Source organism: Sulfobacillus harzensis (assembly GCF_012933365.1).
In the GTDB taxonomy this organism is placed as follows: Bacteria; Bacillota; Sulfobacillia; order Sulfobacillales; family Sulfobacillaceae; genus Sulfobacillus_B; species Sulfobacillus_B harzensis.
In genome coordinates this window covers 1-17,459 of sequence record NZ_JABBVZ010000045.1, presented here as the reverse complement: position 1 = coordinate 17,459, position 17,459 = coordinate 1, and the positions used below count along the sequence as shown (strand labels likewise).

Below are 17,459 nucleotides of genomic sequence, written 5' to 3'. Positions count from 1 at the left end.
ATTTATAACGACATATTGCCTAATTTTAATCGGACATGATGTTCTTCATGCGCTGACGAAAATGCGTTTCGGCCCCCGTGCCCAACCGGGCAACTAAATCCGCCGCACGTTCCTCCCGATTCACTAAGCCGATGGCCTGCCCCGCATATAAGTAATCAATGCGGTAGTCTCCTCGGCGAGCGAGAAACTCGGTGTGAACACCGGGAGTGGTCAACATGTCCGCCTCGCGACCATGCCAGGCACTTGTGAAGTCATTGGTTAGGGCTCGGCCCGGATACGGTTCAGGCCACTCCAACTGTTGGATCCGATCGTAAACATGCGTCAACACGGTGTCCATCTCTGTCGCTTCCAACAATCGCGCCCGCCCCAAGGCACGTTGCCTGGCTTCCGAGCACGTGAGAAATGCCGTGCCTATCCATACGGCGTCGGCCCCCATGGCCAATGCACCGGCAATTCCCTCGGCAGTTGCGATGCCGCCGGCTGCGACGACCGGACGTCCGTCCGATTCTTGAAGGACGATTTGCAGCAAGGGGAAGGTGGCCACGTGTCCCGTATGACCGCCCGCTTCCGTTCCTTGGGCAACGAGAATATCGGCGCCACTCTCACGCGCCTGCCGCGCTTCTTGCCGGTTGTGCACCTGGACCGCCGTTTGAATGTTCATGCGGTGGCACGGTTCGATATACGGTGTGGGGTCTCCGAATGACAACGAGATGAGGTCAGGTTTGGCCCTGAGGGCGGCTTCCAATAAATGCGGGCGAGATTTCAGGGCCCACACCATGAGACCAATTCCGAAGGGGCCCTGATCGCGTACCAGGTTGGCTTGCTCAATAATAAAGTCGGGAGACGCCTGGCTGCCGACCCCAATCATCCCGAGGCCGCCGGCGGTCGTGATGGCTGCTGCCAACGGCGCTTCTGCGACACCGGCCATGGGGGCGCCAATGATGGGGTAACGGAGTCCAAAGGTCTTCATGAGGGGGGTGGAAAGCAAGGGGCATACCTCCTTATCGGCTTGGTACGCGTCAATTATCGCCGGGAAAGGACCGGGCGGAAGGGGCCCGTGCGTATTGCGGCTGCAACGACCACGGTTACTCCGTTTCCCCTGGCCGTCCGCACGTCGTCCAGTTCTGCTGACATGAGGGCTCCGTAATGCCTTGACGTTCCCGGCGCGCACCCTGACCGGTGGACAGCCCTCGAACGAAATTCTGACCTGATCCTATCCTAGCATACGGAAAATGACCAGCCCATTTGGACGTGTGTGCGGGCGGCGGCTTAAAGCCGGCTTCTACTGTGGCCGGATACCGCGATGAGCGAACCCGCCATAAGCCTTTGTTTTGGTGGCGGGTTGGGGCGACTATGTCCGCCATGAGGGATGCCCTGGTTCCTTAGCTCATCGCGGCCATTGTGACGAAGATCACATTGCCAGCGCCCAAAATTGGGAAGATATAGACATGCGAGATGCTAGCGAGTCTCAAGGACTGTCAGGGGAAGGGGCGTTCTATATGCGACATGGGCCTAAGGCCGACAACCATCATGCCATTCATGAGGCGGCCCACCAACAAGCGTCCGCCCTCATTGAACGCGCCATGCAGGTTAAAGATGAGGCGCCCGGGATGTTCTCCGATGTGGTCCATGAATTTCTGGATTTGATTGACGCTCGTATTCTGGTGCATGCGGCCGTGGAAGAACTCGAAGTGTACCAGCCTTGGATCGAGGACCGCATAAAGCGGCCGGCCGTCATCGCCGCTTTGCTGGGGGAGCATCAGACGCTTCGCCAACTGGCGGTGGCCCTCGAACGCTCGGTTGCAGGGACCGACACGGATTTGACGTTGTCCTATATGCATCGTTTCTTAGCGGCGTCGAGGGCTCACGCCGACCATGAAGAAGATGTGCTGCGAATTCTGGACGAAGGCGGATTGCCAACGTAAGGCCGGGTTCGAGGTTGGTTTGAATTGCTCGGGGTCGGCATCCTCGATCGGCGGGGTGTCTGCCAGGCGGTCCGTTCGTTCAATCGAGACGATAAGGGATGGTCTCTTGGGGTGTGGGTGGAGCAACGGGATATCGCGTGATGCCCCATTGTTCTGACGTGGTGGGGCCAACAATTTCATCCGCGCCGCCGCGGCCCATGGGTCTGGACAGGTCGACGTCCACCGGCGAAATATAGTGGCCCCAGCGGGTGTCATAAAAGACCGTGAGGCGCGGCTGAAGGAGACTTGTCGAGCGTTGCTCGGTGACGATGCCGATACGCCCCGACTGTAAAAGAACTAAGGTCCCAATTGGATAGATGCCAATCATGCGGATGAAGTCTTGAACTCTGTCGGGATCAAAGTGGAAGTTGGCCCATTCGAAGAGCTTTCGCACCGCCTGATGGGGCAGGAGAGCTTTGTGATAGACGCGGTCGGAGGTGATGGCATCATAGACATCGCAAATAGCGACCATCTTGCCTGCGTCGGAAATGGTCGCGGCGCTGAGGGCTTCCGGGTAGCCTGAGCCATCGCAGCGTTCGTGATGTTGGTAGGCGGCTTGTATAGACAAATCATGAATGCCATGGGCGGCTTCGAGAATCTTTTTGCCCTCTGCCACGTGGCACCGCATTACCGCGAATTCCTCTTCAGTGAGACGGCCGGGCTTGTTCAAAATGTGGTCGGGGATGCTGACCTTGCCAATATCATGCAGAAGACCGCCGACCCCCGCCAGATGCACCTGCCGAACATCTAAGCCGACCGTATGGCTAAAAGCCACAACCAGCGCGCCGACCGCGACCGAGTGCTGAAAGGTGTAGAGGTCTTTATTCTTGACGCGAACTAAGGAAAGCAGGGCATCCGGGTTGCGAATTGTGGATTCGGCGATTCGGCGCACAAGCGGGTCCACTCGGTGCACGGCCACCTGGCGCCCAAGACGTACATCCTGCATCATCTCACGAATAAGGTGCACGCCTTCGAGGTACAGTTGCGCCGCATAATCGCGTTCCTCGCGTATTGGTATTCGGGGAAGCATGGCGGCTTCCTCGCCGACCTGAACGATGGCGGTCTCGGTAGCCCGTTGCACCTCCTCTGCCGAAGGGGCATCGTTCACATCCAGCCCGCGCTGTGGATCAATATAAACCTCACGAATGCCCGCTCGAATGAGTTTTTGAATGGTCTCTTCCTCTTTAACCAAAAAGTGGTTGCGAAGAAAGGGGTGAGCCATCCACTCAGAATTCAGGTCGGCGATGTACATGCCGGGTTTCAGTCTCTCGACAGGAATCTTCTTCGTCATACGAGTTCCTCCAAACGCGTAATTGTATGATTCGTCACGACGTTCAGAATTCCTTTCCGTCCCCACCGCCGCATCTAGCGGTGTCCATCGGGACTGTCGTCAGCCGCAGACGTTTGGGGGGAAAGCCTTTCGATGTGAGTGGCGATGGCGTTGATTTGTAGCCGCCAAAGATTTAAAGTCTAATTAAACCAGGGCGAGTGGAAGAACAATTGCGGCGTGTGTTGCGAACGCCCGAAGTTCTTTTTCTGGGAATCAACGGGGTAATAGGCGGGGGAATATTTCTTCTGCCAGGGCAGGTATCCCAAGCTGCGGGTCGTTCCGCGATTTGGGCATATCTTGCCGCGGGAATTATCGCCATTTTTATCGGGTTGGCGTTTTCTGCGGTCGGTCGCATCGTGACGAGGACTGGTGGGCCGTACGTGTATGCGGAAGAAGCCTTTGGCGCGCTTCCGGGGTTTGCCGTGGGCTGGATGAGTTGGGTGACCTTTGTGCTGGGATGGGCTGCCCTAACCGTGGGGCTCGTGAGCTACATCACCCAATTGGTTCCGGCGCTGCACGGCCTCAAAGATGTCCTGATTGTTGTCATTCTTGCTCTTTTGTGCGGACTCAATTCTCTAGGCGTCCGACGGGGACAGGGTGCGGTAACCGTGTTTTCCATTGCGAAATTAATTCCCCTGGCTCTACTAATCGTCTGGGGGTTGTTTCTTGTCACAACGCATCATAGTGTTACGGGAGGCGGGGCAGGCGGCCATTTTGGGCAGGCCGTGTTGCTTCTGATATTCGCGTATGGGGGATTTGAAATGGCTGCCATTCCCGCCGGGGAAATGACTAATCCCAAGAGGGCGGTCGGAATCGGCATCATTGGAACGTTGGCCGGGGTGACGGTCTTTTACATGCTGATTCAATGGGCATCCGAGCGCCTTGACCCTCATATTGCCCATGCAGCAGCACCGCTCATGAGCGCGGGCCAAGCCATGTTCATCGGGGGCGCGACGGTGATGGCCGTGGGGGCCGCCGTGGCCATATTTGGGACGATTAGCGGAGTTGCGCTCACGGCACCGCGTGTGCTGTATGCCCTGTCTCTAAGACGCGCGCTGCCGCCGCAGCTGGCCATGATTTGGCAGCCGTTTCGCACGCCGGTGGTGGCGATTTGGGTTACGGGCATCATCGTGGCGGTCTTGGCTATCAGCGGAACGTTTACCCACTTGATTTTCATCAACGTGGCGGCTCGGCTGTTTGAATACTGCATGGTGGCACTGGCCGCGGTGAAATTGGGGTTGCGGCGGCAAACGCCAGAAGCATCAGCCTCCCGTCCTATATGGGGCGTGGTCGTTTCCGGGATCGCGGCGGTGGTCACCTTGGCGCTTTTGACACGCGAGTCCCTAACGGCGCTGTTGGCTGCCGCCTTGGCCCTCGCCGTAGGGCTGGCGATTTACGGATTGGCGCAACTCGCGGCACGTTCCGTATCTTAACTGGGCCGTCCCGGCCCGGTGATCAATGTCACAATGAGACACCGCTCTTCGGGATATGCTAAATCCATCAAAATCGCCAGGACCCATAGGCATGATAATGGCGCATCGGAGGGTTACCATGGAGGAGCCAGTCGTTGTTGAAGTCAAGAGCGTGATAAAACAAGGACTGTCCTTGTTTACCCACATGATGGACACGGTGAATCAGCTAAAGCCGGGGCAAAGCCTTATCGTTAAATCGACCTTTAATCCCCGCCCGCTTATCTCCCAGATGCGGCGGAGGGGATATCAGGTCACCCAAGAAAAGATGGGGAAGGTCACGGTCACCACGTTTGTTCCGACTAGGGATGCACCAACGCCCGACACAAAGGCGCCGACGACGGAGGCGCCCATCGAGGGCCCGGAAGTCTTCCTGGATAATCGGGGACTGGTGCCCCCGGAGCCCATGCAGCGAACCTTGGCGAAGCTGGAGGAGGTCCCCGTGGGGACGGTACTGGTAATCCACAATGATCGGGTGCCGGTTTTTTTGCTGGGACAGTTGGATGATGACGAATATCCGTATGAAACCCAAGCCCAACCGGACGACTCGGCTATTGTGCGCATTCTGAAGAATCATTAGGGCACGCGCTATGGACAATCCGACATCAAGCACTGAACGGTATAAGCCCAGCATCAACATCGCGCAAGCTCCACGGATCATGGCTCCACTACTGTATCTGGGCACGGCCTACGTCTTTCTGGCGGCTGGGGCTTGGATGCTTTTCCGCTATCGGGCGGATGTTTCACAAGGAGCATATGGTGTGCCTGGGGTCATCATGATGGTTCACTTATTCACTCTTGGCTTTCTCTCCATGACCGCTTTGGGGATTTTACATCAGTGGATTCCCGTTGTTTTCGATGTGCCGCCTTTGGGATTACGACGCGTAGTGTTCAATTTTGCGCTGTATGTGGCGGGGTTCTTAGGTTTTGCCTGCGGTTTTGCTTACGATTGGTGGCCTGTTGTCGCGGCTAGTGGCAGCGCGTTAGCCGTCGCCATTCTTTGGTGGAGCAGTGGGGTGATTTCCCAACTCAGACGTTCCCCGAAACCCCGCGATGCGGTATATTGGGGAATCTCCGCGGCGGTACTGGGGTTCAATGTGGTCTGGGTATTGGGGCTATTTATGGCGGCCTCATTTTTGGGGTGGTGGCCTGAGTACCAGGTGTTGCGCGTGCATATTGCCACCGCATTGGGGGCCTGGATGGGGATCTTGGTGCTTACTGTCCAGCAAAAGCTTAACCCGATGTTCTCGATGTCGAAGGCCCAAGGGGTTCGGTTTGCCTTGCCGCTGGCTTTTGTCGGCGCGGGTATTGTCCTGGCATGGCTCTCTTTGTTCACATCGACTCGTCTACTAACCCTGGGAGCGGTGCTTTGGGTTGTCGGCACCGTAGTTACCATAAGCCAATTGCTGGCCGTGCTCCGCCAAGGAAAGGCGCAGTCGTTCGATCGAGTCTTTATTGGGGTGGGGATGGCCTGGATCCTATTCTTAGCGGCGGCAATTGTGAGCATGGAATTGAATCCCTTGGCCATGATCCTAGCCTTTTGGGGATTTTTCACGCTCATCCTGTCCTACCAAGGGCGGATCCTTCCCTTTATTGTGGCAGTGGCCGTCGCCAAGCGGCTGCCAGGACCTGTGTATAAGGCGTTCTTTATGGCCCAGGCGATGCACCCGAAGAATCTTCCCGTCATTATGGCGATTGGCGGGTGCGCGGGCGCCGTCTTCATGGTGTGGGGGCGCCTGGCTCATCACCCGGCCCTGGTGGGCGTCAGTGCAGGGGTTGCGGCCCTATTGCTTCTCCTGCAGATCGGCGGGGTGGTGTTAGCCATGCGGGCGGGTCATAAACAGGGTCCTCCGGCAAGATCGTGAGGATGGGCTCGATTCGCCAACTCAAGGTCGGGCGGGCACACACGGACAAGACCGCGCCGCTCCTTGTGCCGTTGTTATTTTGGGGAACGGGGGTTTTTGGCATCCTGGTGGGCCTCTGGCGCCTGACTGTGGTCGCGAGACCCTTGCTGTTGGGCATGGTTGGCGCCGGTTCGGTGCTGGAGGCGGTTCATAGCTTTACACTCGCTGGGTTTACCATGGTGATGATGGGCGCCCTCTATCAGCTTATTCCCGTGCTTCTTAACGTCCCCCCCGTCCCCGGATATCGCGCCTTCGTGCAGTGGGGTGTCTACACGCTTGGGCTCATCGGGTTTCTTCTCGGACTATATACGGGTCGGTCTTGGCTCTTAGAAACGGGCGGCGTTGGCGTTGTTCTTGGCATCCTTCTGTTCCTCGGCAATGTCGGCGGCCGACTTGTCCAGCGCACGACGTTCAACGTGACGGCTTGGTTTTTTGTTACCGCTCTCGGCTATCTCTTGCTCACGGTGATGATGGGCGGACTCTTGGTGGTTCGGTACACCACGGGCCATCCGTCCTTTCCCCATGAAGTACCCGTGCACATGACGATTGCTCTAGGAGGATGGTTTGGCTTGTTGGTTTCTGGCACCAGTTACCGGCTTTGGGCCATGTTCGGCTTGAAGCATCGGGAACCCCAACATTGGTTTGTCACTTGGGCTCTCGCCAACGGGGCAATTGTTCTCTGGGCGGTGAGCTTGGTTTCTGGCATTGAGGTGCTACGGGTTGTCGGATGGCTCTTTCAAGGGGCCGGCTTTCTGGTTTACGTGGCAGCCATTGTCAGCGCCGGACTCGGAGACGTGCGTACGATGCGGGATCCGGCCTTGCGAACGCTGCTCCTCAGCCTTGGGGCTCTTGGAGCCTTTGAGGTGTTGGGCACCTGGGCCATTTTCGGCCATGCCGGCCACCTATGGATTCCGGCCTGGATCGCCTATGGGTTGGGTTGGGTAGGGATGAGTTTTCTGGGATTTGCTCAAAAAATCGTCCCGTTCATGATTTGGCTTCACCGCTACGCTCACGTGCATGGTCAGGGAAAAATGCCGCGTTTGCAAGATATTTGGCGGCCTGGACTCGCGTATCCGCCAATGATGGCTGTGGGTCTCGGACTTCTTTTTATGCTGCTAGCCTTCACGATGTCGTCCGTGTGGCTCTTGCGCCTCGGGGGGTATCTGGCCGGTCTGGGTTGGCTGTTTCTGCTGGGGGTCGGCATCCGTGTGGTGAGAGGTCCGCACCGAAGGCCGGAATAGGACTATAGGGGAAACGCGGTCGATGGAAATGTGTGACCTGGGTCACTGTGGCCTCCACGAGAAGGGACTAAACTCAAGGCATTCAAGGGAGGCGCTAACCATGATCCACGTTGACTCGATTCAGTGGGTGAATGATGCCTGGGAAGCCCGGTCGCGCATTAACGAAGGGGTCTATCACTTGCAAGGATATCCGGTTCGCATCACCCATCTCGCCTACACCGACGATCCCGCAGTTCAAAGCGCCTTGCAGACCGTGGTACGGGTTTTACTTGAGCGGCACATGCGTCGCGGTGCGGTGCCGCCGCATGCGATGGTGATGGACTGGTCGCGGGCTCAGGGAATTTGTCAAGGAGCTTCCGCCGAAATGGAGGCGGCCTGCCGGATCATTGCCGGCACAAATTTGTTTGAAGTTGGTAGTGCGGTGTCTAACCATTTTTAGACACACTAAGCCAACAAAACGAGGAGGATCTGTGATGAAGGAACTGGATGTACGGCCTATTTTAGAAGCGGGCGGGGAGCCGTTCGACAAAATCATGGCCTTCGTGACTGAATTGGCGCCGGGTGAAGCATTTCGCCTGTGGGCGACATTTAAGCCGGAGCCGCTGTTAGCCGTGCTGGCTCAAAGAGGGTACCGAGGTACAGCACGGGAGATGGCCGATGGCAGTTGGGCTGTGGATTTTGTTCCCCAAGATTAAGCGAATCGAGATGTAGGTACTTTGCCCCGGCGCTATAATGGGCTGGGGAGGATGAGGAATGCAGCCGGATATCGACCAGATGCCTTTGATTCAATGGATCCCGCCGGACCGCCGGCCGGAAAGTCTAATCGCTCGGCGCTATCATGTGGGGGAACGCATTTTCGAACAAGGTGACCCGACGACGGGACTCTGGATTGTCTTGGAAGGACGAGTTGCGGTGGAGCGTGTCGGTGCGGACGGCACCCTCACCACCACCGGCGTTTGGGTAGCGGGTGACATTGTCGGCATTGCGGGGCTGTGGGACCGGAGTGGCTATCCCGCATCCGCCCGGGCGCTCGAAAATCCCACGGTCATGGGCTGGATTGCGCGGGATGTGGTTCTGCGGTTGCATCAAGAGATCCCCCAATTTGGCTTGGAAATCAGCCGTCTCTTATCCGAGCGTTTGCGGTTTGTGCAAGAAGCCGTGTCTGGCCGGCAAGGACGCCCCATCATCAATCAGGTGGCATCCGTTCTATTGACCTTGGCAAGTCGCATGGGGCCTTCCATTTCTCTAACCCATGAAGATTTGGCCCACATTATTGGAACCCACCGCGAGACGGTCAGTCGAGCCCTGCAAGAGTTGGCGCGAAACGGCGTAATTCGATCGCATCACGGCACGATCGAAATTGTCACTTTGGATCAACTGGAAGAGTGGACATTGGCGGGTGGGCGGTAACAGACGCCATGGAAGTCAACGTGGGTGATACCGATCACAGTCATTGCCCGTAGTCCCTCCATAATGACATTAGGCCACGGCGTTTGGCTTAAACGAGCACGGGAGGGATTGGATAATGGCTGGCGAACGGGTGGTCATCGTTTCCGGCAAAAACGCGATTGATGAAGAGCAAGCTGCGAACTTCCGGGTCGTAAGCACCAATCTCAAGGATGTGCCATCCTCGACTTTTTCCAGAGCGCGGGCGATTGCCGCAACGCCACGAGCCTTGGTGAAAGAGGGCCATCGCTTGGATCAGAATCCAGAAGCTCTGACAAAGCGTGATTTTGAGGTCCTGGCCTCATTTCGTAAGCAGCTTAGAGCGTTCCTCTACTTTAGCGAGGAAGAGGCTCGACGACAAGATTTGACACCCCAACAACATCAACTGCTGCTAGCCATCCAAGGGACTCCAGGGCGTGCCTGGGCCACCGTAGGGGAGCTCTCAGATTTTCTTCAGTTGAAGAATCATAGTGTGGTGGGGCTCATCAATCGGGCAGAATTGATGGGGCTGGTGCAACGTCAGCAATCGGTCCAGGATCACCGGGTGACGGAAATCCATTTAACCGCCCACGGCCGCGAGGTGTTGGACCATTTGAGCCTAGCGCACCGCCGCGAGTTATTGGCACTTTCCCGCGCGATTCAGGCGTTGTCGGGTGCCCTGGAAGGTGGCGCGAAGGTCGTCGACTAGGCGAAAGGGGGAGGACATCATGGATTTGGTGTTTAATGTGACGGCAGACTGGTCTGGCGTCGGGAACGCTGGTCAAGGCACAATGCATATGGGAACGGACGAGTACGTCTATAGTGCTCCCGCGAACATGGGAGGAAAAGGGGTGGGTGCGAGCCCCGAGGAGTTTTTGATCGCCGCCGTCACCGCATGCTACAGCGGGACGTTAATGCGTGTGCTGCGCCAAAGAAAACTGCCGGCCGATTCGCTGACCATCCAAACAGCGGGGATCGTGGAGGATTTTCCGGCGAAAACACGATTTGCTCGGATTACGGTCAACCCGGTCATAAAAGGCGGTGTCCCTTCGCAACGGGACGAATATCAGAAGGCCGCAGACGAGGCCCGGAACCAGTGTTTTATTGGGAAAACGGTTCGTGATTACTTGCAATATGAGGTCGGTACGGTGACCATTGCCTCCAACGGCTAACCAACAGAATATGACGCAGTGTGGCAACGCAGCTCCTGGCCAAGGTCGGGGGCTTTTTACATATTCGCTCCGCTATTTGCCATACTAGCCAGCATTGGGGAGGGTGAGAAGTGGCGGCACTACAACAAAAAGAGGGCCATCAGAAGATTCACGAGGCAGCCCTCACCGACCTGGAAGATATGATGGCTATTTTACGGCGTGCCCTGAAACGGGATCCGGCTGCAGCGAGGCCTATCGCCGTCGAAGTTGTCGATTACCTCGACCAAAAAATAAACGCCCACGCCGCCGTGGAAGAGGCCGACTTGTACCCAGTGATTATGGCGCAGAAAAAGGAGTTGGCCCCTGTCTTGCAAGCACTTAAGAGGGATCATCAGCTGTTGGCGATATGGCTCGATGAGGCGCGCGGCTCCCTCGATTACCACCGGGGGGTTGACGGCCATGTCATGGCACGTTTGGAGGCGTATCTGTTGCTGTTAGCACGGCATTTCCAAGATGAGGAATCGGCGTTGGTGCGCGCGTTTTCCATGTCAGAGGATGCATCGCGTGCTAAGGGGGAGGTTGCCAATGGAACGACGTAGTCCCATGAAGCGGGCCGGAGCCTACCTCAAGAAAGGGCGATTTTTGAATCAGGGGTGGACGGAAGAGAGCCCGCGCAGTCGCGAATGGGAAGACTTATACCGTGGCCGATGGGAATTTGATAAAGTGGTCCGTTCGACCCACGGCGTTAATTGTACAGGATCCTGCAGTTGGAAAGTGTATGTGAAGAACGGCATCATTACGTGGGAGACGCAGCAAACGGACTACCCATCCATGGGACCGGATTTTCCCGAATACGAGCCCCGCGGATGTCCTCGGGGCGCTAGCTTTTCTTGGTACGAATATAGTCCTTTACGCATTAAGTACCCATACGTGCGCCAGACGCTACTGGAAAAGTGGCGCGCCTTGTTGAACGTACACAAGGACCCAGTGGTCGCGTATCATGCCTTGATGCATGACCCGGAGGCCCGGCGGGAATATCAGCGGCAACGTGGGAAAGGGGGCTTCGTCCGCGCCAGCTGGGATGAAGTGGAAACCTTTATCGCCGCCGGGTTAATTGACACCATCAAGACCTACGGTCCGGATCGCATATTTGGCTTTACGCCAATACCGGCCATGTCTATGGTGAGTTATGCGGCAGGTTCCCGATTTCTGTCCTTGCTCGGAGGCGTAATGTTAAGTTTCTACGACCACTATGCGGATTTGCCACCTGCCTCTCCCGAAGTCTGGGGCGAACAGACGGACGTGCCCGAAAGCGCCGATTGGTACAACTCGGGCTATCTAATCATTTGGGGAACCAACTTGCCCATGACCCGCACGCCGGATGCGCACTACATGGTGGAAGCACGGCTCAATGGCACAAAGGTTGTCGGCATTAGTCCCGATTACGCGGAATACGTGAAGTTCGCGGATTTATGGATGGCACCGCGCCCGGGCACGGATGCAGCTCTAGCTATGGCGATGACTCATGTCATCTTAAAAGAATTCTATGTGGATCGGCAAACGCCTTATTTTCTAGAGTACGTGAAGCAGTACACGGACTTGCCATTCCTGGTCAGAATCGACCGCCGCCCTCTGGGCGAGTATGTAACGGGGCGTTTTCTCGAGGCGGCCGACCTGGAGCCCGACGTGAAAAATGCGGCCTGGAAGCCGGCCATGTGGGACAAGCGGCGCAATGGCCCGGCCATTCCGATTGGCAGCATGGGCTTCCGTTGGGATGGCAGTGGCAAGTGGAATCTCAATTTGGAAGATGACGGCGGAACGCCCCTCGAACCGGAACTCTCACTGGTCGGCCAAGCAGATGAGGTGGTATCCGTCAACTTCCCATATTTTGCGAGTGAACGCCCAACTGTTTTGAGCCGTCGCGTGCCCGTGAAGAGGATGCGTTTGGCGGATGGTGAAGACGTTCGCGTCGCCACCGTGTTCGATCTGTTGATGGCCAACGTTGGAGTGTCTCGAAATCTCGAAGGGGAACCTCCCGTAAGCTATGACGATGTCGACGCCCCGTACACCCCCGCCTGGCAGGAGGCTATCACGGGAGTGGGCCGGGATGCTGTCATTGCCGTGGCTCGAGAATTTGCTGCCAATGCGGAAAAGACGCGGGGCCGGTCGATGATCGCGATGGGGGCTGGAACGAACCACTGGTATCACAGTGACATGATTTATCGCGCGATGTTAACCCTCGTGTTTCTGACGGGGAGCGAAGGGGTCAACGGTGGGGGGTGGGCCCATTATGTCGGGCAAGAAAAGGTCCGTCCCTTGGAGGGCTGGAGCGGCCTGGCGTTTGCCCGGGACTGGATAAAACCGGCCCGCCTACAGCAGGGGACAATGTTTTTCTATTTCGCGAGCGATCAATTTCGGTTTGAGGAGTTGGATTCGGCCAAGCTCCTCGCACCGTTTGCCGATCCCGCAGAAGCGCAGCATCCTGCCGACGCCCTGGCGTTGGCGGCCCGGCTGGGATGGATGCCGTCGTACCCGCAATTTAACGAGAATCCCCTGCAGGTCGTGCAAACAGCTCGCGACGGGGGTGCCGAATCCCATGAAGCTATCCAGTCGCAGGTTATTGAACGGCTGAAGGACGGGAGCTTGAAGCTGGCCGTCCACGAGCCGGATGCTCCGGAAAACTTTCCTCGGATTATGTTTATCTGGCGGGCCAATCTCTTAGGGGCTAGCGCCAAGGGAAGCGAGTATTTCATCAAATATCTGCTGGGTGCCGACGGGCATGTGTTGGGGGACGAGAGCCCCTACCGCCCGAAAGACATCGAGGTTCCCGACGAAGCGCCCGAAGGAAAGCTTGATCTGTGGATCGATGTCGACTTCCGCATGACATCCAGCGGGTTGTATGCTGACATCGTGTTGCCGGCGGCCACCTGGTATGAGAAATATGATTTAAGCACCACAGACATGCACCCCTTTATTCATCCTTTCAATCCCGCCATTACGCCGCCATGGAAAGCTCGCCCCGACTGGGACACGTTTTCGGCGTTGGCTCACAAGTTCTCGCTTTTGGCCACCACCCATCTTCCAGGCGTTCATGAAGATCTGGTCATGGCGCCCTTGCTCCATGATTCTCCCGAGGAATTGGCCCAGCCTTTTGGTGAGGTCAAGGATTGGACTCGGGGTGAAGTTGAACCCGTACCCGGCAAGACCATGCCCAAACTCGTGATTATCCCCCGGGACTACCCTCATTTGTACGATCAGATGATTAGCATTGGTCCTCAAATCGAAGTGGGCTTCGGTACGAAGGGTATTACCATTTCGGGCGAGCCGGCCTATGCAGAGCTTAAGCATAACTTGGGCGTGTCGACCCATGAAGGTCCATCTAAGGGGCGGCCAAGCATCAGCCGCGATAACCAGGTTGCCAACGCCATTCTTATTTTATCTGGGGCATCGAATGGCCGTCGGGCTGTCGAGGAATGGGAGTCGTTGGAAAAGGTGACGGGTCTGCATTTAAAGGAGATTGCCCTGCCCCGTAAGGATGAGATGTTCTTGCTTGATGAGTTGACCGCCCAACCCCGGTTGTCCATTGCCGGCCCCGCCTGGAGTGGCTTGGAGTCCGAGGGGCGCCGGTACTCGCCGTTTACGGTCAACGTGGATTATCACGTGCCATGGCGGACACTGACCGGCCGTCAGCATTTCTACTTGGACCATGCCATGATGCGGAGCTTCGGGGAAGCCTTGCCGCTTTATCGGCCGCCCATTGATCTGCCCGTTTATTCGCTCCCGGAGTCTCAGGACAAGACCATCGTGGTTCGCTATTTAACCCCGCATCAAAAGTGGGGGATTCATACCACGTATTGGGACAACCCGCGCATGACCACGTTGTTTCGTGGCGGGCAAACGGTCTGGCTGAGCCCCGGTGACGCGGCCCAGATTGATGTTGACGACAATGATTGGATTGAAGTGTTCAACCAAAACGGCGTCACGATGGCGCGAGCGGTCGTTAGCCATCGAATTCCCGAAGGCGCTGTCTTCATGTACCACGCCCAAGATAGGACGGTTGGTGTACCCTTGGCGCCCGCAACCGGCGACCGTGGTGGCAATCACAATAGCGCCACCCGGACCATGGTCAAGCCCACCCATGTCATTGGGGGGTATGCGCAGTTCAGCTATGACTTCAACTATTGGGGCCCGACAGGCCATCAACGGGATACCAGAGTCCGAATTCGGAAAGCGCGGGAGGTCAAGTGGCAATGAACGTGAAAGCGCAAGTGGCGATGGTTATGCATCTGGACAAGTGTGTAGGCTGCCACACGTGTAGCGTCACCTGCAAAAACACCTGGACGAATCGTCCCGGAACAGAGTACATCTGGTTTAACGACGTCGAAACGAAACCGGGGGTGGGATACCCGAAAAAGTGGGAGGACCAGGAGCGCTACCGTGGGGGATGGACGCTTAGGCATGGACGACTCACCCTAAAGGCGGGGCCGCCGGCGTCTAAGCTGGCGCATATCTTTTACAACCCGGACTTACCGGCTCTCGATGACTATTACGAGCCCTGGACATACGACTATGACAGTTTGCTGCATAGTCCTCTAAGTGAGCATCAGCCTGTGGCGCGCCCCATTTCTTCCATCACGGGAGAATATTGGGATGCCCCTCAATGGGGTCCCAACTGGGATGATGATTTGGCGGGGGGACCTACGATTGCCGCCCAGGATCCTGATTTAACCCACCTGCAAGAGCATATCAAGATGGAATTTGAATCCACGTTCATGATGTATCTTCCCCGTATCTGCGAGCATTGTTTGAATCCGTCCTGTGTAGCCTCCTGTCCCTCTGGGGCTCTGTATAAACGCGACGAAGATGGGATCGTGCTCGTGGATCAGGATGGGTGCCGCGGCTGGCGATTTTGCGTGAGCGGATGCCCCTACAAGAAAACCTATTTCAACTGGAACACCTTTAAGGCTGAAAAGTGCACCTTTTGCTACCCACGCATTGAAGCCGGGCTTCCCACCGTCTGCTCCGAGACCTGCGTCGGCCGCTTGCGATTCATTGGCGTGCTTCTCTATGACGCGGATCGGGTCAAGGAGGCCGCATCGGTAAACGATGAAAAGGCCTTGTACCCGAGCCAGCTCTCCGTGTTTTTAGATCCCTACGATGCCGAAGTCATTGAAGCGGCCCGAGCTGCCGGCATCAGCGATGCGTGGATTGACGCCGCGCAACGGTCGCCCTTATATAACCTCATTATCCGATGGCAGGTGGCCTTGCCGCTGCACCCCGAGTATCGCACGTTGCCCATGGTTTGGTATATTCCCCCCTTAAGCCCGATGGTCTCGCTGATCCCGCATGGAGACACGGTTGGGCCCGAAGAGATCTTTCCGACGATTGATCAAATGCGGATTCCTGTTGAATACCTTGCCAATCTACTGACGGCCGGCGACACCAGCGTCATCCGCAAGGTATTGGGAAAGCTATGGGCCATGCGGGTGCATATGCGTAGTTTGAAAACGGATGAGTCGGTGCCAGAACGCCTCTACCAGGAGATCGGAATGACGAAGGAGGAGTTGGAACGAATGGCTCGTTTGCTGGCTGTGGCCAAGTATCAAGAACGCTATGTCATACCGACGGCCAATCGCAACGCGGATCCCGACCTGGTCTATGAGCAAGGCGCCTGTAGTTTGGAATCCATTGCCCCGATCAAAGGATTTATCCCCAGCATTTCATTCAATGACTCGAAATAGGAGGCAATCGCACCATGTGGAGTCCCACAAATCCGGATCGGGTTGGTCTCAAGGTCGGAGCTGTCCTTTTGGACTACCCGGGTTCGACCTGGGCCTTGGATTTGGACGAGGCCCAGGACGTGCTAGGACCGCTTTCATCGGAAAAATGGGTATGCCTGGCCCGAGAAAACCTGGAAGCGTTTCGTCGATCCACGGTTTCCGACCTTCAAGCGGAGTACGTGGCCTTATTTGACTTTAGCGAAAAGCGCACGCTCCATCTCACACGCCATGAGGTGGGCGACGACCGAGTTCGCGGCCAAGAATTGGTGCGGTTGCAAGCGCGGCTCCATCATGATGGGTGGCGCCTCGTCGAGGGAATGCTGCCGGATTATCTGCCTGTATGGCTCGAATATTTAGCGTGTGCGGACGTTCCCGATGAATCTCTGGGGAAGCGCGTCTACCGCGTGCTGGCCCACATTCGGGAGGCGATCGCCCCATTATCGGTGTATCACGGCTTAATCGGTTGGCTCCTGATGGTGCTTCCTAAGGCTGAACCGGCACTTCCACCCGTGCATCAGCCGGTTGATGACGAGCGACGGATGCCGTTTCCCATTTACCACCGGGGTGACGTTGAGGGATGGGCAGCGGAGGGGGCGCGGGTGCGGTGAACACCTTTCTCTGGGTGATTTTACCCTACATCACCTTGACGATTTTTGTGCTAGGGCTTATCTACCGCTACAACTTTGATCAAATTGGGTGGGCCGCCCGATCTACGGAGATTTTTGAAAAGACTATGCTCCAGTGGGGGTCGCTCCTCTTTCATTGGGGCATCTTGGCCGCATTCGGCGGCCACGTGGTTGGCATCCTCATCCCAATCGGTGTCTATCGATCCCTCGGTGTTACCACCGAAATGTACCACACGGGAGCTATCCTTCTGGGAGGGATGGCGGGCATCGCCACCTTATCGGGACTTGTCATTTTGACGGTTCGGCGGCTCGTCAACGCACGGGTTCGCCGGCACACGAGTGCTGCCGACTGGCTCGCGTTGATTGTGCTGCTGGTAGTAGTGAGCTATGGCGACTGGTTGACGTTGGGCTATAACCTCATTTCGGGCCCGTTTGAGTATCGTACGACGGTGGGGCCCTGGTTCCGCGGTTTGTTTTACTTTAATCCCCACGCTACCTTAGTTTTTTGTGTGAAACCTGTTGTTCTCATTGATTTTTGTGAAATCCCGGGACCTCTGCGACCGTCTACG

At 56.8% G+C, this 17,459-nt stretch carries 17 protein-coding genes; 15 read left to right on the top strand and 2 right to left on the bottom strand.

All coding sequences use genetic code 11. The features are described 5' to 3' along the window. Nucleotides 1-25 precede the first annotated feature (25 nt). Nucleotides 26-988, bottom strand: a complete 963-nt coding sequence (locus HIJ39_RS13055; protein WP_169100382.1) for an NAD(P)H-dependent flavin oxidoreductase — start codon at nucleotides 986-988, stop codon at nucleotides 26-28. Between the two features lie 460 nt (nucleotides 989-1,448). On the opposite strand from HIJ39_RS13055, the gene HIJ39_RS13050 reads away from it, so the two are divergent. Next, nucleotides 1,449-1,925, top strand: a complete 477-nt coding sequence (locus tag HIJ39_RS13050; RefSeq protein ID WP_169100380.1) for a hemerythrin domain-containing protein — start codon at nucleotides 1,449-1,451, stop codon at nucleotides 1,923-1,925. Between the two features lie 79 nt (nucleotides 1,926-2,004). On the opposite strand, the gene HIJ39_RS13045 is transcribed toward HIJ39_RS13050, so the two are convergent. Further along, on the bottom strand, nucleotides 2,005-3,255 hold the full coding sequence (locus tag HIJ39_RS13045; protein ID WP_169100378.1) for an HD-GYP domain-containing protein: 1,251 nt from the start codon (nucleotides 3,253-3,255) through the stop codon (nucleotides 2,005-2,007). A 197-nt stretch (nucleotides 3,256-3,452) separates the two neighbouring features. Here HIJ39_RS13045 and HIJ39_RS13040 point away from each other — a divergent pair, with 197 nt between their 5' ends. From HIJ39_RS13040 to narI, 14 genes are all read left to right on the top strand, one after another. Next, entirely contained in the window at nucleotides 3,453-4,727 is a 1,275-nt protein-coding gene (locus tag HIJ39_RS13040) for an amino acid permease (protein ID WP_169100376.1), read from the top strand. Nucleotides 4,728-4,845: 118 nt separating this feature from the next. Then, nucleotides 4,846-5,343, top strand: a complete 498-nt coding sequence (locus HIJ39_RS13035) for a DUF2249 domain-containing protein (RefSeq protein WP_243239644.1) — start codon at nucleotides 4,846-4,848, stop codon at nucleotides 5,341-5,343. A 10-nt stretch (nucleotides 5,344-5,353) separates the two neighbouring features. Then, on the top strand, nucleotides 5,354-6,628 hold the full coding sequence (locus HIJ39_RS13030) for a hypothetical protein (protein WP_169100374.1): 1,275 nt from the start codon (nucleotides 5,354-5,356) through the stop codon (nucleotides 6,626-6,628). A gap of 2 nt (nucleotides 6,629-6,630) precedes the next feature. Next, the gene (locus tag HIJ39_RS13025; protein WP_169100372.1) at nucleotides 6,631-7,908 is read left to right on the top strand and encodes a hypothetical protein; all 1,278 of its coding nucleotides are present in this window, start codon (nucleotides 6,631-6,633) and stop codon (nucleotides 7,906-7,908) included. 100 nt (nucleotides 7,909-8,008) lie between these two features. Beyond that, complete coding sequence (locus tag HIJ39_RS13020; RefSeq protein ID WP_169100370.1) at nucleotides 8,009-8,347, top strand: hypothetical protein; 339 nt, start codon at nucleotides 8,009-8,011, stop codon at nucleotides 8,345-8,347. Between the two features lie 34 nt (nucleotides 8,348-8,381). Then, on the top strand, nucleotides 8,382-8,603 hold the full coding sequence (locus HIJ39_RS13015; RefSeq protein WP_169100369.1) for a DUF2249 domain-containing protein: 222 nt from the start codon (nucleotides 8,382-8,384) through the stop codon (nucleotides 8,601-8,603). A gap of 58 nt (nucleotides 8,604-8,661) precedes the next feature. Next, nucleotides 8,662-9,318, top strand: coding sequence for a Crp/Fnr family transcriptional regulator (locus HIJ39_RS13010; protein WP_169100367.1), 657 nt, complete (start codon nucleotides 8,662-8,664; stop codon nucleotides 9,316-9,318). A 115-nt stretch (nucleotides 9,319-9,433) separates the two neighbouring features. Continuing rightward, nucleotides 9,434-10,042, top strand: a complete 609-nt coding sequence (locus HIJ39_RS13005) for a MarR family winged helix-turn-helix transcriptional regulator (RefSeq protein ID WP_169100365.1) — start codon at nucleotides 9,434-9,436, stop codon at nucleotides 10,040-10,042. Between the two features lie 19 nt (nucleotides 10,043-10,061). Beyond that, on the top strand, nucleotides 10,062-10,505 hold the full coding sequence (locus HIJ39_RS13000; protein WP_169100363.1) for an OsmC family protein: 444 nt from the start codon (nucleotides 10,062-10,064) through the stop codon (nucleotides 10,503-10,505). Nucleotides 10,506-10,615: 110 nt separating this feature from the next. After that, nucleotides 10,616-11,083 carry a hemerythrin domain-containing protein gene (locus tag HIJ39_RS12995; protein ID WP_169100361.1) on the top strand — a complete coding sequence of 156 codons (468 nt, stop codon included), beginning with the start codon at nucleotides 10,616-10,618 and terminating at the stop codon, nucleotides 11,081-11,083. Then, on the top strand, nucleotides 11,070-14,738 hold the full coding sequence (locus HIJ39_RS12990; protein ID WP_169100359.1) for a nitrate reductase subunit alpha: 3,669 nt from the start codon (nucleotides 11,070-11,072) through the stop codon (nucleotides 14,736-14,738). The genes HIJ39_RS12995 and HIJ39_RS12990 overlap by 14 nt, the downstream gene beginning before the upstream one ends. Beyond that, nucleotides 14,735-16,225 carry a nitrate reductase subunit beta gene (gene narH / locus HIJ39_RS12985; RefSeq protein WP_169100357.1) on the top strand — a complete coding sequence of 497 codons (1,491 nt, stop codon included), beginning with the start codon at nucleotides 14,735-14,737 and terminating at the stop codon, nucleotides 16,223-16,225. Before HIJ39_RS12990 ends, narH begins: the two co-directional genes overlap by 4 nt. A 14-nt stretch (nucleotides 16,226-16,239) precedes the next feature. Next, nucleotides 16,240-16,872, top strand: a complete 633-nt coding sequence (narJ, locus tag HIJ39_RS12980; RefSeq protein ID WP_169100355.1) for a nitrate reductase molybdenum cofactor assembly chaperone — start codon at nucleotides 16,240-16,242, stop codon at nucleotides 16,870-16,872. Continuing rightward, nucleotides 16,869-17,459: respiratory nitrate reductase subunit gamma (gene narI, locus HIJ39_RS12975; protein WP_169100353.1), on the top strand; the 591-nt coding region annotated here is incomplete at its 3' end. The genes narJ and narI, both read left to right, overlap by 4 nt.